The organism is Pseudomonas sp. P1_A1 (genome assembly GCF_056406935.1).
The window spans coordinates 107,716-124,468 of sequence record NZ_JBFTZE010000004.1 but is presented as its reverse complement, the minus strand read 5'-3'; the positions used below and the strand labels follow the sequence as shown (position 1 = coordinate 124,468).

The following is a 16,753-nucleotide window of genomic DNA, read 5'->3' as shown; positions in this document are numbered from 1 at the left end:
GCTTTGCCTTGTCATGGTGCGCTGCGTATGGATATGCACCGTAGAAGGACGGCTAGCCGCTGATCTGACGGTCGCCGCGCACTGGCACTCGGTGCCGGTTTTAAAGTCAAAACAGGTGTGGCTCGACTGCCGTTGCAGGTCTTTCAGGAGGCCTCCATGTTCTGTCAGAAAAAGCTCCGCCAAATACTGCTCAGTGTGTTTTTTGGTTTGGGTCTGTCCGGGTGTTACTACTATGTAGGGGGCGCCGATGTTTATCCGGCACCTTATTACTACCCCGGCTATTACTACTCACCTTACTACTACGGCGGCCCACGCTTTTACGGGGGTTATCGTTACTACTATTTCAGTGGGCCTCGCCATTACCACGGGGATTACGGTCGCGGGCATCGTTAACCGGCTCATGAGTACAACGGCGCGTCCGGCTGATGGAGGCGCCGTTTTATGTTGGCCGGGATGAAAAACCTTTCATCGGCTACTTGTTTCGGCGTGTTACAGAAACGCACCAGATCCCGATTTCACGGTCTTATCTTTCGACAGTCGCCGAACAATTGACTGTCGCCTGCCAGCGTCGCTGGTGTGGCTCACTCGCGGTCCAGGAGGCCGCCATGCTCTGTCGAAAACAGCTCCGCCATATTCTGCTGATTGTTCTATCGGGATTGTTTCTTGGTGCGTGCGTGCCCTATTCCGATGGCGACAGCTACTACCGTTCCGAGGTCTACACGTCCCCGGCACCGTATTACTCCGACGGGGGTTACTACCCAGCTCCGCGCAGGTATTACTCGCCGCCTGCACGGTATTACCAGCCATCGCCGCGTTATTACTACCAGCCGCGGGTTTATCAACCGGCACCGCGCTATTACGACTACCGCGGCAACCAGAATCGTGGATGGGACCGTCATGACCGCGGTGGTTGGGATGGTCGTCGCGACGGTTGGGATGGTCGTAGTCGCGGCAATTGGAGCGACGATTCTCGGGGCCACAGTGGACGGGATCACCATGGCGGAAGAGGCGATCATGGCGATAACGATGGCCGAGGCGGCCGTCGCTAACTCCTCAATAAAAAGCGGCGCATGAAGCGCCGCTTTTTTGTGCCTGGATTTCAGTATTCCGACAGATCCGCCAACGGATGCCGACCTTCCCAGACCTTGTGAAAATGCGCTTCCACCGCAGCTTCCGGCACCGTATTGATATCCGGCCAGTGCCAGTGAGGTTTCTGGTCCTTGTCGATCAACCGCGCACGCACGCCCTCGCTGAATTCCGGATGACGGCAGCAATTGAGGCTCATGGTGTATTCCATCTGAAAGACTTGAGCCAGCGACAGGTGCCGGGCGCGGGCGATCTGTTCCCACACCAGATGAGCGGTCAGGGGCGAGCCTTCGATCATGGTGCAGGCCGCACGACTGAGCAGCGGGTCTTTATGAACGCGCAGTGCACTGATGGCCTTCCAGGCACAACGAACGTCGCTGACATCCAGCAACTCGTCGATCTGCTGGCGTCGTGGCAGCCACTGCGCTTCGGGCATTTTTACGAGCGCTTCTTGTTGCAAGGCCTTGAGCAGGCTGTTGAGCTGCATGGCGGTCTGTTCCTGCCAGTTCAATTGCAGCAAGCCTTCGATCAGATCCTGCTGTTGCTCATCGAGCAAGAAGCGATCGGCCAGGTCCAGATCGATTGCATCACGACCGTTCATCCGGGCGCCGGTCAGGCCGAGAAACAACCCGAGCTTGCCGGGCAGTCGCGACAGAAACCAACTGGCGCCGACGTCCGGGTACAAACCGATACTGATCTCCGGCATCGCCAATCGGCTGCTCGGCGTGACAACCCGAATGCCCGCCCCTTGCAGCAGCCCCATGCCGCCACCCAACACGTAACCATGACCCCAGCAGATCAACGGTTTCGGGTAGGTGTGCAACTTGAAGTCGAGGCGATATTCTGCCGCGAAGAAGTGCGCAGCCAAGGGCGGTACTTCCCCGGGATGGACGCGACACGCTTCCACCAGGCTGCGCACTTCACCGCCGGCGCAAAAGGCCTTGTCGCCATTGCCGCGTAGCAGCACACAAACAATCTGTGGTTCCTTGGCCCAGGCGTCCAGTTGATCGCGCAAGGCGTTGATCATCGGCAAGGAGAGGGCGTTGAGGGACTTCTCGGCATCCAGGCTGGCGATGCCGATGCGTGCGCCGTCGGTGCCGGTGAGTTCTTCGAAGTGCAGATTCATCGTGACCTCGATCGGGAATTTGAGCGTTCAGTATGATCGCTCTATAGGAAAGTGCCGGATCTGCGTCAGATCAATTGACAAGCATGGTCAGCTTTCCTAGGGTTCGCCCCATTGTTTTTGCCGGATGTAACCATGACTGCTGACGACCGTATCAAACTCGAACCGAGCTGGAAGGAGGCCCTCCGTGCCGAATTCGACCAGCCTTACATGGCAGAGTTGCGCACATTCCTGCAGCAGGAGCGCGCGGCGGGCAAGGAGATCTATCCGCCGGGACCGTTGATCTTCAACGCGCTCAATTCCACGCCGCTGGACAAGGTCAAGGTGGTCATCCTCGGTCAGGACCCTTACCACGGTCCGGGCCAGGCCCATGGGCTGTGCTTTTCGGTGCAACCGGGCGTACCGGCGCCGCCGTCGCTGGTGAACATCTATAAGGAGTTGAAGCGCGACCTGAACATCGACATCCCCAACCATGGCTACCTGCAGAGTTGGGCGGAACAGGGCGTGTTGATGCTCAATACCACCATGACCGTGGAGCGGGCGAACGCCAACGCCCATGCGGGCAAGGGCTGGCAGTATTTTACCGACCGGATTATCGAAGTGGTCAGCGAACACCAGCCACATCTGGTGTTCCTGCTGTGGGGCGCGCACGCCCAGAGCAAGCAGAAACTCATCGATGCCACCAAACACCTGGTGCTGACCTCGGTCCACCCGTCGCCGCTGTCCGCCTATCGCGGTTTCCTCGGCTGCGGGCATTTCAGTCGTACGAACAAGTTTCTGGAACAGAATGGCGAGACGCCGATCGAGTGGCGGTTGCCGCCGGTCTGAAGATTGTGGCGAGGGGGCTCATATCAGGGAGAATCCGGCTCCCGGTTCCAATACCTGAACAACGGCTCCGCCAAAAACAACACAAACAACAGCCGCATCACCTGCATCGCCGTCACCAGCGGCACCGACAGTTGCAGGGTCTCAGCCGTCAGACTCATCTCGGCAATCCCGCCAGGCATCATGCCCAGCGTCAGCGAACGCAGATCCAGATGGGTCAGGGCACTCAAGCCCAGCGCCGCCAATGTGGCGATCAACATGGTCAACACCGTGCCGATCAAGGTCCGGCCCATGAAGGACGGCGCCCGCCGGAAGAACTGTCGATTGAAGTGGCAGCCCAACCCGCTGCCGATCAGCCACTGGCCGATCTGACTGCCACCGTTGGGCAGGCCAATGTGCAGGTCCCAACCAATGCTCACCGCCGCACTCACCAGCAACGGCCCGAACAGCCACGGGTTGGGTTGACGCAAACGCTGCCACACCCAGGCGGCCAGGGCACCGGCCGGGAACAGAAGGGCCAGCCACCACCAACTGACGGTCGCTGCATGCAAGACCGGCGCACCGTCGCCCAACAGATATTTGAACGCCGCCGGCACACACAGCACCACCACCAGCACCCGCAAGCTTTGCCCCGCGGCAACACGGCTGAGCACCGCGCCGTTGCGGGCGCCGAGGTTGACCATCTCCCCGGAGCCACCGGGCATGCTGGAAAAGAACGCCGTGGCGCGATCTTCGCCGGTACGCCGCATCAACCAGACCCCGACCACCGCGGACAGGCTGGTGACCAATGCGCCGAAGAAGATCAGACCGAAGTGGCTCAGCACCTGCTCCATCACCATCGGGGTGAAGTGCAGGCCGATGCCGATACCGACGACCCACTGGCCGCACTTGCGACCGCCAGGGATTTCCGCCAATTGCCAAGGGGTCAGGCAGCGCACCAGGATGATCGCCAGCAACGAGCCGACCATCCACGGTAGCGGCCAGCCGATCTGGCTGGCGAGGTAACCGCCCAGCAGACCGACCAGCGGTGTACCCCACCAGGCTTTGAAGGGTGTTCGATCAGACATCGGCGATAGCGCGCCGGGCGACCGAACGTTTGCGCCAGATGCGCAGTAGCGGCATCAGCAACATGATTGCAGTCAGCACCCAGCAACCGAAGGTGATCGGGCTCGACCAGAGGATTTCCAGTGCACCGTTGGAAATAGACAGCGCGCGACGCAGGTTCTGTTCCATCAGACCACCGAGGATGAAGCCCAGCAGTACCGGCGACAACGGGAAGTCCAGCTTGCGCAGGATGTAGCCGAAGATGCCGATGCCGATCATCAGGAACAGGTCGAAGGTGGTGGCGTGTACGGCATAGACGCCGATCCCGGTGATGATCGCGATCACTGGCACCAGTGCCCAGTTCGGCACGGCGAGGATGCGGGTGAAGATGCGGATCATCGGGATGTTGAGGATCACCAGCATCACGTTGGCGACGAACAACGACGCAATCAGGCCCCAGACGATGTCCGGTTGTTGCTGGAACAACAGCGGACCCGGGGTGATGTTGTACAGCGACAATGCGCCGATCATCACCGCCGTGGTCCCCGAACCCGGAACACCAAGGGTCAGCATCGGCACCAAGGCACCACAGGCTGCGCCTCCGATGGCGGTTTCCGGAGCCGCGAGGCCACGCATGTCGCCTTGTCCGAAAGTGCCCTTGGCACCGGCGATACGTTTCTCGGTCATGTAGGCCACCGCGCTGGCCAGCGTCGCGCCGGCACCCGGCAACACGCCCATGATGAAACCCAGCAAACCGCAACGCAGGTTCACCACGAACACCGCCGAAGCTTCCTTGAAGTTGAACATCATGCGCCCGGTGGCTTTCACCGCTTCCTGGCCACGGTGGGTTTTTTCCAGCAGCAGGAGGATTTCGCTGATGGAGAACAGGCCCAATACCAGCACGACGAACTGAATGCCGTCTGTCAGATGGATGTTATCCCCGGTGAAACGGTATACGCCGCTGTTGGCATCGATGCCGACGCTCGACAGAAACAGACCGATCAGCGCTGCAATGAAGGTCTTGAGCGGTCGATCACCGGCCATGCCGCCGAGACAGACAATCGCAAACACCATCAGCACGAAATATTCCGCTGGTCCGAAGGCAATCGCCCATTTCGCCAGCAGCGGGGCGAACAGCACCATGCCGCAAGTCGCGATGAATGCACCGATGAACGAACTCCACGCCGACAGCGACAGCGCTACACCCGCCAGACCCTTGCGGGCCATCGGGTAACCGTCGAGGGTGGTCATGACGGTGGAGGCTTCGCCCGGAATGTTCAGCAGGATGGAGCTGATCCGGCCGCCGTATTCGCAACCCAGGTACACCGCCGCCAGCAGGATCAACGCCGACTCCGGTGGCAGGCCGAGGGCGAATGCGATGGGAATCAGCAACGCCACGCCGTTGATTGGCCCCAGCCCCGGCAACAGCCCGACGACGGTCCCGATCAAGGTGCCGCACAGTGCGGTCACCAGGTTGTACGGGCTCAGCGCGACGCCGAAGCCCTGACTCAAATAGCCAAGAGTATCCATATCAGTTCTCCAGAACGCCGAGCACGCCCAACGGCAGTGGCACGTCCATCAACTTGTCGAACAGCAGATAAAGACCGATGGCCATCAGGCTGATGATCACCGCGCTGGGCAGCCAGCGGCCGCCATACAGGCGTGCCATCGGGACCCCGATCAGAATGCTGGCGACGATGAAACCAAGGGGTTCGAAGGCCCCGGCGAACACCAGCAACAGCGCCACGCAGATGCCGATCTTGATCAGGGTTTCGCGGTCCAGTTTCGGGTCGTCTTCGCTGTGCACGATCGGCGCCGGCCGAAACACCATGTACAGCAAAGCCAGGCCCATCAGGCCGAGCATCAGCAGGGGGAAGGCGCGAGGCCCGACTGGTTCGTAGGAAAAAGCCGCTTGATACGGCCACGCCATCAGCGCCAGACCGACACAGGCTAGCAACAGCGCCGAAGCAAAAATGCGTTGTATGAGCATGGGGAACTCCTGGGCCACGACCCCGAGAACCGGGGCCGCAGCCGCTAGACAGAGGCGATCACTGGATCAGGCCGAACTCTTTGGCCAGCACTTTGTAGTCCGCGACCTGCTTCTTCACGTAGGTGTCGAGCTCCGGGCCGGTCATGGCGAACGGGAACAGTTCACGCTGATCGCGCAGCTTGGCGAAATCCTCGGAGGCCAGCAGTTTGTCGAAGGCGTTTTTCCACCAGGCGTAGTCTTCGTCGCTGACTTTTGGCCCGAGGTAGAAGCCGCGAACCACCGGCCAGACGATGTCGTAGCCTTGCTCTTTAGCGGTCGGAATGTCTTTCATTTCCGGCTCGTCCAGGCGCTTTTCGGAGAACACCGCCAGCAGACGCATGTCGCCGCTCTGGATGTGTGGCATGGAGTCGGAGATGTCGGTGCTGCCGACCTGGATATGGCCGCCGAGCAGGGCGGTGGCGATTTCACCGCCGCCTTCGAGGGCGACGTAACGCAGGTCGCGCGGGTTGATCCCGGCCGCCTTGGCGATCAGGGCGGTCTGCATCCAGTCCTGGCTGCCGACGGTGCCGCCGGAACCGATCACCACGGAGCTTGGGTCTTTCTTCAGGGCTTTGACCAGATCGTCCAGGGTCTTGTAAGGCGAATCGCTTTTCACCGCGATGGCGCCATAACTGGTGCCAACGGCGGCCAGCCAGCGCACCGCGCTTTCATCGAAACGCCCGAATTTGCCTTGGGCCAGGTTCAGCAGCGAGCCGCTGGACCAGGCCACCAGCGTACCGGCATCGGCCGGGCGCTGTGCGACCACCGCGTTGTACGCCACCGCGCCGACACCGCCGGGCATGTAGGTCACGCGCATCGGTTTGGTCAGCAGTTTTTCGTTGACCAGCGCGCTTTGCGCCAGTTTGCAGGTGAGGTCGAAACCGCCGCCCGGCGAGGCCGGGGCGATGCATTCCGGGCGTTTGGGTTCGGCCAGTAATTGGCCGGCGAACAGCATGATGCCGGTGGCCAGAGCAACTTTACGCAGTGATAGGTTCATTCAAGTCTCCTTAAGAGTTTTTGTTATGGACGTACTGAATTACCAAAGGGCAACGCTATAGCTCACCAGCAGACGCACTTCATCGGCATCGCGAGCGGAGTAGTTGGAACGGTAGGTGGCATTGCGCAGGCGTACGGCAACGTCCTTCAGGGCGCCACTTTGTACGACGTATTTGATCTCGGTGTTGCGTTCCCACTCTTTGCCTTCGTCACCGTTCTTGAGCTTGATGTTGTCACCGCTCACGTAACGGCTCATGAAGCTCAGGCCGGGAATGCCAAGTTTGGCGAAGTCGTAGTCGTAACGTGCCTGCCAGGAGTGTTCTTCGGCGCCGGCAAAGTCGTTGATTTGCACGAAGTTGACCAGGTACGGATCGCTGCCATCGACGTAGGGGAAGGCACTGTCGCCGGACATGTGCTGATAGCCGGCGCTGAGTTTATGCCCGTTCAAGGCGTAGCTCACCAGCCCGTTCAGGGATTTGTTGTCGATCTTGCCGCCACGGGCCGCGCCTTCGTCGTCACTGATGGCAAGTCGCAGGTCGGTACCGAAAGTGCCGGGGCCGACCGGTTGCGAAGCGACAACACCGAGGAAGTGCTGGTTGTAGACTTCATCGAGTTGAGCGAAGTGGTAGCTGCCGGTGATCTTGTCGGTGAACTTGTAGTCCACGCCGCCAAAGTCAAAATGCTTGCTGGCGACGGTGCCGGCGAAGCGGCTGTTCTTGTTGTTAAGGGCGATGTCTTCGAAGTCGGTGCTGTCGCGGTCCTTGGCTTTCTCCAGACGCCCGCCGGTGAAGGTCAGGTTCTTGATCTCTTTGGAGGTCAGCATCCCGCCTTCAAAGGTCTGCGGCAGAATGCGGCCGTCGTTGGGCTTGAGGATCGGCAGTTCTGGAATCAGGCTGCCGATTTTCAGTTCCGTGGCGGAGATTTTCACTTTGCCGGTCAGGCCGAGCTTGGAATACTCATTCGCCGCGCGCCCGTCGTCATGGGTCGGCAGCAGGCCGGTGCCGGTGCGATCCGGACTCGAATCGAGTTTTACCCCCAGCATGCCCAGTGCATCGACACCGAACCCCACGGTGCCGTCGGTGTAACCCGATTGCAGATTGAGCATGAACCCTTGGGCCCATTCGTCCCGCTTGGATTGCTGGGCGCTGGTGCCGTCACGAAAGTCGCGGTTGAAATACATGTTGCGGGTTTCGAAGGTTGCCTTACTGTCTTCGAAGAAGGCAGCCTGGCTCAACGGCGAAAAGCCGGCGAGGGCGGCGGCACTGACAAGGGCGGTGTGGCTGAGACGGGAAAAGCGAGCAGGCAGGGAAACCTGAGGCTGCGTGGACAGCATGGTGACGTACTCCGTTTATTGTTCTTATTGGCGAAAACGCTTCGGGGCGTTTTTCGTATCGCTATGTGGCAGTAACCACGGCAGTCGAAACTGTCCGTGGTTGGACTCTAACCGGCTTACCTTTCGCTAACCTTTCAGCTGACTTTCACGGTTTTCGGGCTTCACAGCGGCGGATGCGGCTGTAAACTCCGCGCCAAAGAATGGCGTCGACCATCCCTGAATGAGGTAAAGATCCATGCGTGTTCTGCTCGTCGAAGACCATCTGCAGCTTGCCGAAAGTGTCGCCCAGGCGCTCAAGAGCACCGGGCTGACCGTGGATGTGCTGCACGACGGTGTGGCGGCCGACCTGGCCTTGAGCAGCGAGGAATACGCCATGGCGATCCTCGATGTTGGCCTGCCGCGCATGGATGGTTTCGAAGTGCTGGCGCGCTTGCGGGCCCGGGGCAAGAACCTGCCGGTGCTGATGTTGACCGCCCGCAGTGACGTCAAGGACCGGGTCCATGGCCTGAACCTCGGCGCCGACGATTACCTGGCCAAACCTTTCGAACTGACCGAGCTCGAAGCCCGGGTCAAAGCCTTGCTGCGCCGCAGTGTGCTCGGCGGTGAACGCCAGCAGCGCTGTGGCGTGCTGGCCTATGATCTGGACACCCGGCGCTTCACCCTCGGCGAAGAATTGCTGACCCTGACCTCCCGCGAGCAGGCAGTGCTCGAAGCCCTGATCGCCCGTCCCGGCCGGGTGATGAGCAAGGAGCAATTGGCGGCTCAGGTCTTCGGCCTGGACGAGGAGGCCAGTCCCGATGCGATCGAGATCTACGTCCACCGCTTGCGCAAAAAACTCGACGGCCAACCGGTCGCCATCGTGACCTTCCGTGGCCTTGGCTATTTGCTGGAAAGCCGCGATGCATAAGCTCAGCAGCCTGCGTTGGCGGTTGCTGTGGAACCTCGCGCTGCTGCTGGTGGTGTTGATGCTCGCCAGTGGTTTGAGCGCGTACTGGAATGGTCGTGAAGCCGCCGACACCGCGTATGACCGGACCTTGCTGGCCTCGGCCCGGACCATCGCCGCCGGCCTGTCCCAGCGCGACGGCAGCCTCAGCGCCAACGTGCCTTACGTGGCCCTCGACACGTTCGCCTACGACAGCGCCGGGCGGATTTTTTATCTGGTCAACGACATCAATCAGAAGCTGATTTCGGGCTACGAAAACCTGCCGGCACCGCCACCGGGAACGCCGCGCACCGATGACTATCCGGCGCTGGCGCGTTTCTACAATGCCACTTATCAAGGGCAGAACGTGCGGGTGGTCAGCCTGCTCAAAGCGGTCAGCGAACCGAACATGAACGGCATGGCGGAAATCCGCGTGGCGGAAACCGATGAGGCGCGGGTCCGCATGGCGCGCAGCCTGATGGCCGACACCTTGTTGCGGCTGGGCATGCTGGCGATCGGTGCGTTGTTGCTGGTGTGGTTTGCGGTCAGTGCGGCGCTTCGTCCACTGGAGCGCTTGCGTACCGCGGTGGAAGAGCGTCAACCCGATGACTTGCGCCCCTTGCCACTGGTGGAGGTGCAGCACGAGCTGGGGCCGCTGGTGCGCGCGCTCAATCACTTTACCGAGCGTTTGCGCGGGCAGTTCGAGCGCCAGGCGCAGTTCATCGCCGATGCCGCCCATGAACTGCGTACGCCGCTGGCGGCGCTCAAGGCACGACTCGAACTGGGCTTGCGCTCGAATGAACCCGAAATCTGGCGCAGCACCCTGGAAACTGCCGCCCAGGGCACGGACCGCCTGACCCATCTGGCCAATCAATTGCTCTCGCTGGCACGGGTCGAGAATGGCGCCCGGGCCATAGCCGAGGGCGGTGCGCAGTTGCTCGACCTCAGTCAGTTGGCCCGTGAACTGGGCATGGCCATGGCGCCGCTGGCCCATGCACGTGGCGTGGCACTGGCGCTGGAAGCTGACGAGCCGGTGTGGATGCGTGGTGAGCCGACGCTGTTGAACGAACTGTTGAGCAATCTGGTGGACAACGCACTGGCCCACACGCCACCGGGCGGCAATGTGATTCTGCGGGTCACGGCACCGGCGGTGCTGGAGGTCGAGGACGATGGTCCGGGAATTCCCCTTGAAGAGCGGGAACGGGTATTCGAGCGTTTTTACCGGCGCAACCAGCAGGTGGCTGGATCGGGATTGGGGCTGGCGATTGTCGGCGAGATCTGCCGCGCCCACCTGGCGCAGATCAGCCTGCACGATGGCGAGCTGGCAGGGTTGAAGGTGCGGGTGAGTTTTATTGCGGGGGAGTGAGCAACACACCTGTGGCGAGGGAGCTAGTTCCCTCGCCACAGAAATCAGTAAAACATCGACCGCGACTCTTCCAGATCCTTGCACATCGCCTCGTTCTCCAGATCGATCCCCAGCTTCTTGAAGGCCGGCACACTGAGCGGGTCGATGCGGGCCAGGGGATGATCGGTGTCCTTGTGGCAATACAGGCTGGCCACTTGCACCAGATCGACATAGTCGACCCGCGCCGATTGCCGCTTGAAATCCAGATACAGCCCCGGCAATTGCACCAGCATTTCCGGAAAATCCCAGACCCTGAGCAATTTATCGCCGAGCAGCGGGTGGATGCGTTCGATCACATGGTTGAGGCTGACCGGGTCCGACAACAATTCATAGTGATCTTCGGCGTAGGTCAGGATCGGCAGCACGCCAATCTGATGCACCAGCCCGCCGAGCGCCGCTTGATCAGGCTTGAGTTGTGTGTAGCTGCGGCACAACGCATAGCTGACGCCGGCGATTTCCAGGCTTTTGCGCCAGACCTCGCGCATTTTCTGTTCCACCACTTCGGAACGGGCATTGAAAATCTGTTCCATCACCAGACCGATGGCCAGGTTGCTGCTGTAATTGACGCCCAGCCGGGTGATGGCCGTGTGTAAGTCAGTCACTTCCTGGGTCGCGCGCAGCAACGGGCTATTGACCACTTTGATCAGGCGCGCCGACAGCGCGGTGTCACGGCCGATCACTTTGCTCAGGGTGCTGACACTGATTTCCGGGTCTTCGGCGGCCTTGCGAATCTGCAGGGCCACTTCCGGTAATGTTGGCAGAACCAGGTCATCATTATCGATGGCCTCAACCAAATCCTGTTGGACCTTATCCGCCAGCTCACTCATTTCTTTTCTCTAGGTATTGCGACAAGTGCTGCTGTTAACGCTGGATTTCGCGATCACGATCCAGTTGGTAAGGCAGGTCGAGCAAATACAGGCCCGGACCTTCGAGTGCGCCAAGGTGCAGGTTGCCATCTTCTGCAGCTTCGGCTTGCAGCACGGCCAGGAGTTCAATGTTTTGCTCGGCGCGAGCAGCGATCACCACTTCACCGATCGAACTGCCGTGAGTCGGGGAGAACAGTGGGGTGCCGGGTTCAGGCAGTTCACTACCCTCCAGTTGCAAGCGATACAGACGACGCTTGAGTTTGCCCAGGTATTGCATGCGCGCAACGATTTCCTGGCCAGTGTAGCAACCCTTCTTGAAGCTCACGCCGCCGATGGCTTGCAGATTGAGCATCTGCGGGATGAACAGCTCGCGGGTGCTTGGCATGACCTGGCCGATCCCGGCGCGGATCTGGCCCAGCAGCCACTGATTCAGTTCGCCTTCGGCCAGCAGGGCGGACAGCTTGCCCTTGATGGTGTCGGCCTGCTCGGCGCCCACCCAGAGTTCAGCGCGCTCAGGCGATACGCGAATCGCGATCAAACTGTCATTGCGCACCACGCTGTCGGTGTCGGCCGGCAGGGCCAGGCCCAGGCTGGCCAGCGCCGCATCGCCATGCTCAAGGCCAAAACGAACCCAGCCGGCACTTTCGTCGGTCAGTTTCGATTTGGAGAACACCGCGTACTTTTTCAGGTCCGCCAATTGCGGCTCCAGCAGTTCGCTGGCCATCGCCATGAGCACACCGTCGCCTTCCAGCAGAATGCGGAAACTCGACTGCATCCGGCCTTTCTGCGTGCAACGCGCGCCAAGGCTGGCCTGGGTATCGCTCAGGTAATTGAGGTTGCAAGTCAATTGGCCTTGCAGGAATTTGCTGGCATCCGCGCCGCGTACCGCGAGAACGCCTTCGTGAGACAGGGTGCAGAAAAAAGCAGAATCGGCCATGGGTCATCGCAGGGTAAAGAGTCTGAGGGACATCATAAGGGGGCGCCCTTGAAATGGGTAGTTCACAAAGGATCGTCAGTGCCGACCAAAGCCGACTGTTCGGCTCGGCTCGGGGCTGTATACTTGCGGCCTATTTGAGGAGCGCTCCATGGTCGAAGATGTTGAACTGAATCGCCTCTACTGGCACAGCCGCCGCGGCATGCTTGAGCTTGACGTGTTGCTGGTGCCGTTTGTGAAAGAGGTTTACCCGCACCTCAACGAAGTTGATCGCGCGTGCTACGTCAGGCTGCTCGAATGCGAAGATCAGGACATGTTCGGCTGGTTCATGGAACGGGCCGAATCGGAAGATCCGGAGCTGCAGCGCATGGTTCGCATGATCCTGGATCGTGTCCAGCCCAAGTAACGCGTTCGAATGCCGCTGGCATGCCTCACGGCAGTTGCTGGCGGCCTATCTTCTCGCCCAGCTGTTCGCGTTGGGTTCGCTGTTTCTTCTCTCGATACCGCTCTGGGCCAGCCTGCTCGGCGTAGGGTTGTGCGTGGCTCACAGCATGTGGGTATTGCCGCGACAGATTCTGCTGATACACCCACAAGCCTTTCGCGGCTTGCGTCGCGATGCCGATGGCTGGCAGTTGTGGAATCAGGCGCAAGGCTGGCAACCCGTACAACTACGGCCGGACAGCCTGGCGCTGCCGTTGGTCGTGGTGCTGCGCTTTCGCCTGCGGGGCGAGCGACGTATCAGGGCGATATGCGTGCCGCGGGATTCGCAGGCGGCGGATGTGCACCGACGCCTGCGGGTTCGGCTCAAGTTCAGTCGGCGTAGGTGGGTGGCACCAGAATAGTGTCCAGGGCGACCGGCAGCAGGTTCGGGTAGTCGAGGGTGTAATGCAGACCGCGACTTTCCTTGCGCTCCATGGCCGACCGGATCATCAGGTCTGCTACCTGAGCCAGGTTCCTCAGCTCGATCAGGTCTCGGCTCACTTTATAGTTGCTATAGAACTCGTCGATCTCGTCCAGCAACAACTGCACTCGATGCTGGGCCCGTTGCAGGCGCTTGTTGGTGCGCACGATGCCCACGTAGTCCCACATGAATCGCCGCAGTTCGTCCCAGTTGTGCGCGATGATCACGTCTTCGTCGGAGTCGGTGACCTGGCTGGCATCCCAGACGGGCAGGGCGGTTGGAATCGACACCTCTGGCAACTGCTCAAGAATGTCCGCCGCCGCCGAACGGGCATAAACGAAACATTCCAGCAGCGAGTTGCTGGCCATGCGGTTGGCGCCATGCAGGCCGGTGAAGCTGGTTTCACCAATCGCATACAGGCCCGGCACGTCGGTGCGGCCCCGCTGATCGACCATCACGCCGCCGCAGGTGTAGTGCGCCGCCGGCACCACCGGAATCGGTTGTTTGGTGATGTCGATGGAGAATTCCAGGCAGCGTTCATAGACCGTCGGGAAGTGCGTCTTGATGAAGTCTTCAGGCTTGTGGCTGATGTCCAGGTAAACGCAGTCGATACCCAGGCGCTTCATCTCATGGTCGATGGCGCGGGCGACGATGTCCCGTGGCGCCAGCTCGGCCCGTGGATCGAAGCGCTGCATGAAGCGTTCACCGTTGGGCAGCTTCAGGTGCCCGCCTTCGCCGCGCAGGGCTTCGGTGATCAGGAAACTCTTGGCTTGCGGGTGATAAAGGCAGGTCGGGTGGAACTGGTTGAACTCCAGGTTCGCCACCCGGCAGCCTGAGCGCCAGGCCATGGCGATGCCATCACCGCAGGCGCCATCAGGGTTGCTGGTATAGAGGTAGACCTTAGCCGCGCCGCCCGATGCAAGGATCACGAAGCGCGCGCCGTAAGTGTCGACTTCACCGGTGCTGCGGTTGAGCACGTAGGCGCCGAGGCAGCGGTCGCCTTCAAGGCCCAGGCGCTTTTCGGTGATCAGATCGATCGCGACCCGCTGTTCCAGCAGTTCGATGTTGGGCCGCTGTATGGCCTGGTCGAGCAGGGTTCTGAAGATCGCCGCACCCGTCGCATCGGCGGCGTGGATGATGCGTCGATGGCTGTGACCGCCTTCGCGGGTCAGGTGAAACTCGAAACCGCCGTCTTCGGTGCCGGACTGTTCGTCGCGGGTAAAGGGCACGCCTTGGTCGATCAGCCATTGAATGGCTTCTCTGCTGTGCTCGACGGTAAAGCGCACGGCGTCTTCATGGCACAGGCCACCCCCGGCGTTGAGGGTATCGTCGACGTGGGACTCGACAGTATCGGTGTCATCCAGAACGGCGGCGACACCGCCCTGGGCCCAGAAGGTCGAGCCATTGGCGAGGTCGCCTTTGCTCAATACGGCGATGCGCAAATGACCGGGCAAGGTCAGCGCAAGACTCAAGCCGGCAGCGCCGCTGCCAATTACCAGAACATCGTGTTGAAACTGTTGGCTCATTTCAGGATTCCGCTCAAAGCGACCCGGGTCGGGGGTGGCGCAAGACAGCTGGATCGGCGAGTCAGGACAGCCACACAGCCCACTAGTATATAGAGGGGGGGAGCGGCACAATAGCCGAGCCCACATGGCATTGTGAAACTACTGTGACGGAAAAGACTGGACTCTTCGTCGGAAGTTTTTTTGACTGTATTGGCGACAAGGCGACTGTATCGTGGATTTAACAGTCTTTTTCGCTTCACGGTTGCACAATGTCGGTTGCAGGCGGCTATAAATATGGAACTTTTGCCAAAGGCTCAAGATCAATAGACGGTTGCCTGAAACAAGGGACAGTGTCGGTTTCGGTGCGGGACTTGCGGTTAGGTCCCTGCTGATGAATCCGATGACAAGATTATTCGCGCAGCCGGGTTATCCCGCGCTGCGCTTTTCGTGCGTGCCAAATCAGAGCCCGCAGGAAACTTGCTTGGAGGGGGAGAACTTTTGCGAAAAGCCCGAGTCTATGTTTGCAAGTCTGGTCGTTCAGTAATGCAAGCCTCCTTCGAGCTTATCGAGGAGTGTTCATGCTAACCCAGGAAGAGGATCAGCAGCTGGTCGAGCGCGTTCAACGCGGCGACAAGCGAGCTTTCGATCTGCTAGTGCTGAAATACCAGCACAAAATTCTCGGGTTGATCGTGCGTTTCGTGCACGACACCCATGAAGCCCAGGATGTCGCACAGGAAGCCTTTATCAAGGCATACCGTGCACTTGGTAATTTTCGCGGAGACAGCGCGTTTTATACGTGGCTTTACCGTATCGCCATCAACACGGCGAAAAACTATCTGGTTTCACGCGGCCGTCGGCCGCCGGATAGCGATGTCAGTTCCGAGGATGCAGAGTTCTACGATGGCGATCATGGCCTCAAGGATCTCGAGTCGCCAGAACGTGCATTGCTGCGGGATGAGATCGAAGGCACCGTCCATCGAACCATTCAGCAACTGCCAGAAGATTTGCGTACGGCTTTAACTTTACGTGAATTCGATGGTCTGAGTTACGAGGACATTGCCAGTGTCATGCAGTGTCCGGTGGGTACCGTGCGCTCCCGGATTTTCCGCGCCCGGGAGGCCATCGATAAAGCCCTGCAGCCGTTGTTGCAGGAAAACTGAGACAGCGGCGACAGCCAAGAGAGGAACGCCATGAGTCGTGAAGCCCTGCAGGAATCGCTGTCCGCAGTGATGGATAACGAAGCGGACGAACTGGAATTGCGTCGGGTGTTGAATGCCTTCGACGATGTTGAAACCCGCGAAACCTGGGCTCGTTACCAGATCGCTCGGGCAGTCATGCACAAGGACCTGCTGCTCCCTCGTCTGGACATCGCTGCGGCAGTTTCTGCTGCGCTGGCTGACGAAGCCGTACCGGCAAAAGCCTCTCGTGGTCCATGGCGCAGCCTGGGTCGTCTGGCAGTCGCTGCTTCGGTGACCATTGCCGTGCTGGCAGGTGTACGTCTGTACAACCAGGACGAGATCGCAGGTGTCGAACTGGCTCAGCATTCGAATCAGCCGGGTCTGACCACTCCTCAGATCAAGGGTCCCGCTGTATTGGCAGGCTACAATGAGAGTTCGGACGCCACTGGCCCTATGGCCAACGGCGTATTGCAAGGTCAGCCAGGCTGGCACGATCAGCGTCTGCCAGGTTACTTGCGCCAACATGCTCAGCAGGCTGCACTGAAAGGTACTGAGAGCGCTCTGCCTTACGCTCGTGCGGCAAGCCTGGAAAACCGTTAAGGAGGA

The 16,753-nt window shown here is 60.2% G+C and carries 18 protein-coding genes; 9 read left to right on the top strand and 9 right to left on the bottom strand.

The features are described from left to right. Positions 1-156 precede the first annotated feature (156 nt). Together AC1D2Q_RS07445 and AC1D2Q_RS07440 are read left to right on the top strand one after the other, a co-directional pair. The gene (locus AC1D2Q_RS07445) at positions 157-393 is read left to right on the top strand and encodes a hypothetical protein (protein ID WP_477812780.1); all 237 of its coding nucleotides are present in this window, start codon (positions 157-159) and stop codon (positions 391-393) included. 212 nt (positions 394-605) lie between these two features. Further along, positions 606-1,049, top strand: a complete 444-nt coding sequence (locus AC1D2Q_RS07440; RefSeq protein ID WP_477812779.1) for a hypothetical protein — start codon at positions 606-608, stop codon at positions 1,047-1,049. Positions 1,050-1,099: 50 nt separating this feature from the next. On the opposite strand, the gene AC1D2Q_RS07435 is transcribed toward AC1D2Q_RS07440, so the two are convergent. Then, positions 1,100-2,212: an enoyl-CoA hydratase/isomerase family protein gene (locus tag AC1D2Q_RS07435; RefSeq protein WP_477812778.1), complete on the bottom strand. Its 1,113-nt coding sequence runs from the start codon at positions 2,210-2,212 to the stop codon at positions 1,100-1,102. A gap of 132 nt (positions 2,213-2,344) precedes the next feature. Between AC1D2Q_RS07435 and ung the strand changes: the two genes are divergently transcribed. Further along, a complete protein-coding gene (ung, locus tag AC1D2Q_RS07430; RefSeq protein WP_477812777.1) occupies positions 2,345-3,037 on the top strand; it encodes a uracil-DNA glycosylase in 693 nt (230 codons plus the stop codon). 23 nt (positions 3,038-3,060) lie between these two features. On the opposite strand, the gene AC1D2Q_RS07425 is transcribed toward ung, so the two are convergent. From AC1D2Q_RS07425 to AC1D2Q_RS07405, 5 genes are read right to left on the bottom strand one after another with little or no spacing between them, the layout of a single operon-like run. Further along, positions 3,061-4,101 (bottom strand): AbrB family transcriptional regulator, encoded by a 1,041-nt coding sequence (locus AC1D2Q_RS07425; RefSeq protein ID WP_477812776.1) that lies wholly within the window; start codon positions 4,099-4,101, stop codon positions 3,061-3,063. Beyond that, positions 4,094-5,608 carry a tripartite tricarboxylate transporter permease gene (locus AC1D2Q_RS07420; protein ID WP_477812775.1) on the bottom strand — a complete coding sequence of 505 codons (1,515 nt, stop codon included), beginning with the start codon at positions 5,606-5,608 and terminating at the stop codon, positions 4,094-4,096. Before AC1D2Q_RS07420 ends, AC1D2Q_RS07425 begins: the two co-directional genes overlap by 8 nt. Position 5,609: 1 nt before the next feature. Next, positions 5,610-6,068: a tripartite tricarboxylate transporter TctB family protein gene (locus AC1D2Q_RS07415; RefSeq protein WP_477812774.1), complete on the bottom strand. Its 459-nt coding sequence runs from the start codon at positions 6,066-6,068 to the stop codon at positions 5,610-5,612. Positions 6,069-6,126: 58 nt separating this feature from the next. Continuing rightward, positions 6,127-7,104 (bottom strand): Bug family tripartite tricarboxylate transporter substrate binding protein, encoded by a 978-nt coding sequence (locus tag AC1D2Q_RS07410; RefSeq protein ID WP_477812773.1) that lies wholly within the window; start codon positions 7,102-7,104, stop codon positions 6,127-6,129. Between the two features lie 39 nt (positions 7,105-7,143). Beyond that, the gene (locus AC1D2Q_RS07405) at positions 7,144-8,436 is read right to left on the bottom strand and encodes an OprD family porin (protein ID WP_477812772.1); all 1,293 of its coding nucleotides are present in this window, start codon (positions 8,434-8,436) and stop codon (positions 7,144-7,146) included. 235 nt (positions 8,437-8,671) lie between these two features. Here AC1D2Q_RS07405 and AC1D2Q_RS07400 point away from each other — a divergent pair, with 235 nt between their 5' ends. Both AC1D2Q_RS07400 and AC1D2Q_RS07395 read left to right on the top strand, forming a co-directional pair. Then, positions 8,672-9,343: a response regulator gene (locus AC1D2Q_RS07400; RefSeq protein WP_007941432.1), complete on the top strand. Its 672-nt coding sequence runs from the start codon at positions 8,672-8,674 to the stop codon at positions 9,341-9,343. Then, a complete protein-coding gene (locus AC1D2Q_RS07395; RefSeq protein ID WP_428633182.1) occupies positions 9,336-10,724 on the top strand; it encodes a sensor histidine kinase in 1,389 nt (462 codons plus the stop codon). Before AC1D2Q_RS07400 ends, AC1D2Q_RS07395 begins: the two co-directional genes overlap by 8 nt. Before the next feature lie 44 nt (positions 10,725-10,768). Here the strand turns inward: AC1D2Q_RS07395 and AC1D2Q_RS07390 are convergent, their stop codons facing one another. Further along, a complete protein-coding gene (locus AC1D2Q_RS07390; RefSeq protein WP_477812771.1) occupies positions 10,769-11,590 on the bottom strand; it encodes an HDOD domain-containing protein in 822 nt (273 codons plus the stop codon). 34 nt (positions 11,591-11,624) lie between these two features. After that, positions 11,625-12,566: a CAF17-like 4Fe-4S cluster assembly/insertion protein YgfZ gene (gene ygfZ / locus AC1D2Q_RS07385; protein WP_477812770.1), complete on the bottom strand. Its 942-nt coding sequence runs from the start codon at positions 12,564-12,566 to the stop codon at positions 11,625-11,627. Between the two features lie 148 nt (positions 12,567-12,714). Between ygfZ and AC1D2Q_RS07380 the strand changes: the two genes are divergently transcribed. Both AC1D2Q_RS07380 and AC1D2Q_RS07375 read left to right on the top strand, forming a co-directional pair. Further along, the gene (locus tag AC1D2Q_RS07380; RefSeq protein WP_007898624.1) at positions 12,715-12,969 is read left to right on the top strand and encodes an FAD assembly factor SdhE; all 255 of its coding nucleotides are present in this window, start codon (positions 12,715-12,717) and stop codon (positions 12,967-12,969) included. After that, on the top strand, positions 12,953-13,405 hold the full coding sequence (locus tag AC1D2Q_RS07375) for a protein YgfX (protein WP_477812769.1): 453 nt from the start codon (positions 12,953-12,955) through the stop codon (positions 13,403-13,405). The genes AC1D2Q_RS07380 and AC1D2Q_RS07375 overlap by 17 nt, the downstream gene beginning before the upstream one ends. Here AC1D2Q_RS07375 and nadB read toward each other — a convergent pair. Continuing rightward, positions 13,374-14,990: an L-aspartate oxidase gene (nadB, locus tag AC1D2Q_RS07370; protein ID WP_019580843.1), complete on the bottom strand. Its 1,617-nt coding sequence runs from the start codon at positions 14,988-14,990 to the stop codon at positions 13,374-13,376. The two genes, AC1D2Q_RS07375 and nadB, sit on opposite strands and share 32 nt — an antisense overlap. 557 nt (positions 14,991-15,547) lie before the next feature. Between nadB and rpoE the strand changes: the two genes are divergently transcribed. Together rpoE and AC1D2Q_RS07360 are read left to right on the top strand one after the other, a co-directional pair. After that, entirely contained in the window at positions 15,548-16,129 is a 582-nt protein-coding gene (rpoE, locus tag AC1D2Q_RS07365) for an RNA polymerase sigma factor RpoE/AlgU (protein WP_003172477.1), read from the top strand. A 30-nt stretch (positions 16,130-16,159) separates the two neighbouring features. Continuing rightward, positions 16,160-16,747 carry a sigma-E factor negative regulatory protein gene (locus AC1D2Q_RS07360; protein WP_105348177.1) on the top strand — a complete coding sequence of 196 codons (588 nt, stop codon included), beginning with the start codon at positions 16,160-16,162 and terminating at the stop codon, positions 16,745-16,747. Positions 16,748-16,753 lie beyond the last annotated feature (6 nt).

Bases quoted from the DNA above. Each gene is read 5' to 3' on its own strand.
- AC1D2Q_RS07445 (WP_477812780.1), top strand. From the start codon at position 157: ATGTTCTGTCAGAAAAAGCTCCGCCAAATACTGCTCAGTGTGTTTTTT.
- AC1D2Q_RS07440 (WP_477812779.1), top strand. From the start codon at position 606: ATGCTCTGTCGAAAACAGCTCCGCCATATTCTGCTGATTGTTCTATCG.
- AC1D2Q_RS07435 (WP_477812778.1), bottom strand. From the start codon at position 2,212: ATGAATCTGCACTTCGAAGAACTCACCGGCACCGACGGCGCACGCATC.
- ung (WP_477812777.1), top strand. From the start codon at position 2,345: ATGACTGCTGACGACCGTATCAAACTCGAACCGAGCTGGAAGGAGGCC.
- AC1D2Q_RS07425 (WP_477812776.1), bottom strand. From the start codon at position 4,101: ATGTCTGATCGAACACCCTTCAAAGCCTGGTGGGGTACACCGCTGGTC.
- AC1D2Q_RS07420 (WP_477812775.1), bottom strand. From the start codon at position 5,608: ATGGATACTCTTGGCTATTTGAGTCAGGGCTTCGGCGTCGCGCTGAGC.
- AC1D2Q_RS07415 (WP_477812774.1), bottom strand. From the start codon at position 6,068: ATGCTCATACAACGCATTTTTGCTTCGGCGCTGTTGCTAGCCTGTGTC.
- AC1D2Q_RS07410 (WP_477812773.1), bottom strand. From the start codon at position 7,104: ATGAACCTATCACTGCGTAAAGTTGCTCTGGCCACCGGCATCATGCTG.
- AC1D2Q_RS07405 (WP_477812772.1), bottom strand. From the start codon at position 8,436: ATGCTGTCCACGCAGCCTCAGGTTTCCCTGCCTGCTCGCTTTTCCCGT.
- AC1D2Q_RS07400 (WP_007941432.1), top strand. From the start codon at position 8,672: ATGCGTGTTCTGCTCGTCGAAGACCATCTGCAGCTTGCCGAAAGTGTC.
- AC1D2Q_RS07395 (WP_428633182.1), top strand. From the start codon at position 9,336: ATGCATAAGCTCAGCAGCCTGCGTTGGCGGTTGCTGTGGAACCTCGCG.
- AC1D2Q_RS07390 (WP_477812771.1), bottom strand. From the start codon at position 11,590: ATGAGTGAGCTGGCGGATAAGGTCCAACAGGATTTGGTTGAGGCCATC.
- ygfZ (WP_477812770.1), bottom strand. From the start codon at position 12,566: ATGGCCGATTCTGCTTTTTTCTGCACCCTGTCTCACGAAGGCGTTCTC.
- AC1D2Q_RS07380 (WP_007898624.1), top strand. From the start codon at position 12,715: ATGGTCGAAGATGTTGAACTGAATCGCCTCTACTGGCACAGCCGCCGC.
- nadB (WP_019580843.1), bottom strand. From the start codon at position 14,990: ATGAGCCAACAGTTTCAACACGATGTTCTGGTAATTGGCAGCGGCGCT.
- rpoE (WP_003172477.1), top strand. From the start codon at position 15,548: ATGCTAACCCAGGAAGAGGATCAGCAGCTGGTCGAGCGCGTTCAACGC.
- AC1D2Q_RS07360 (WP_105348177.1), top strand. From the start codon at position 16,160: ATGAGTCGTGAAGCCCTGCAGGAATCGCTGTCCGCAGTGATGGATAAC.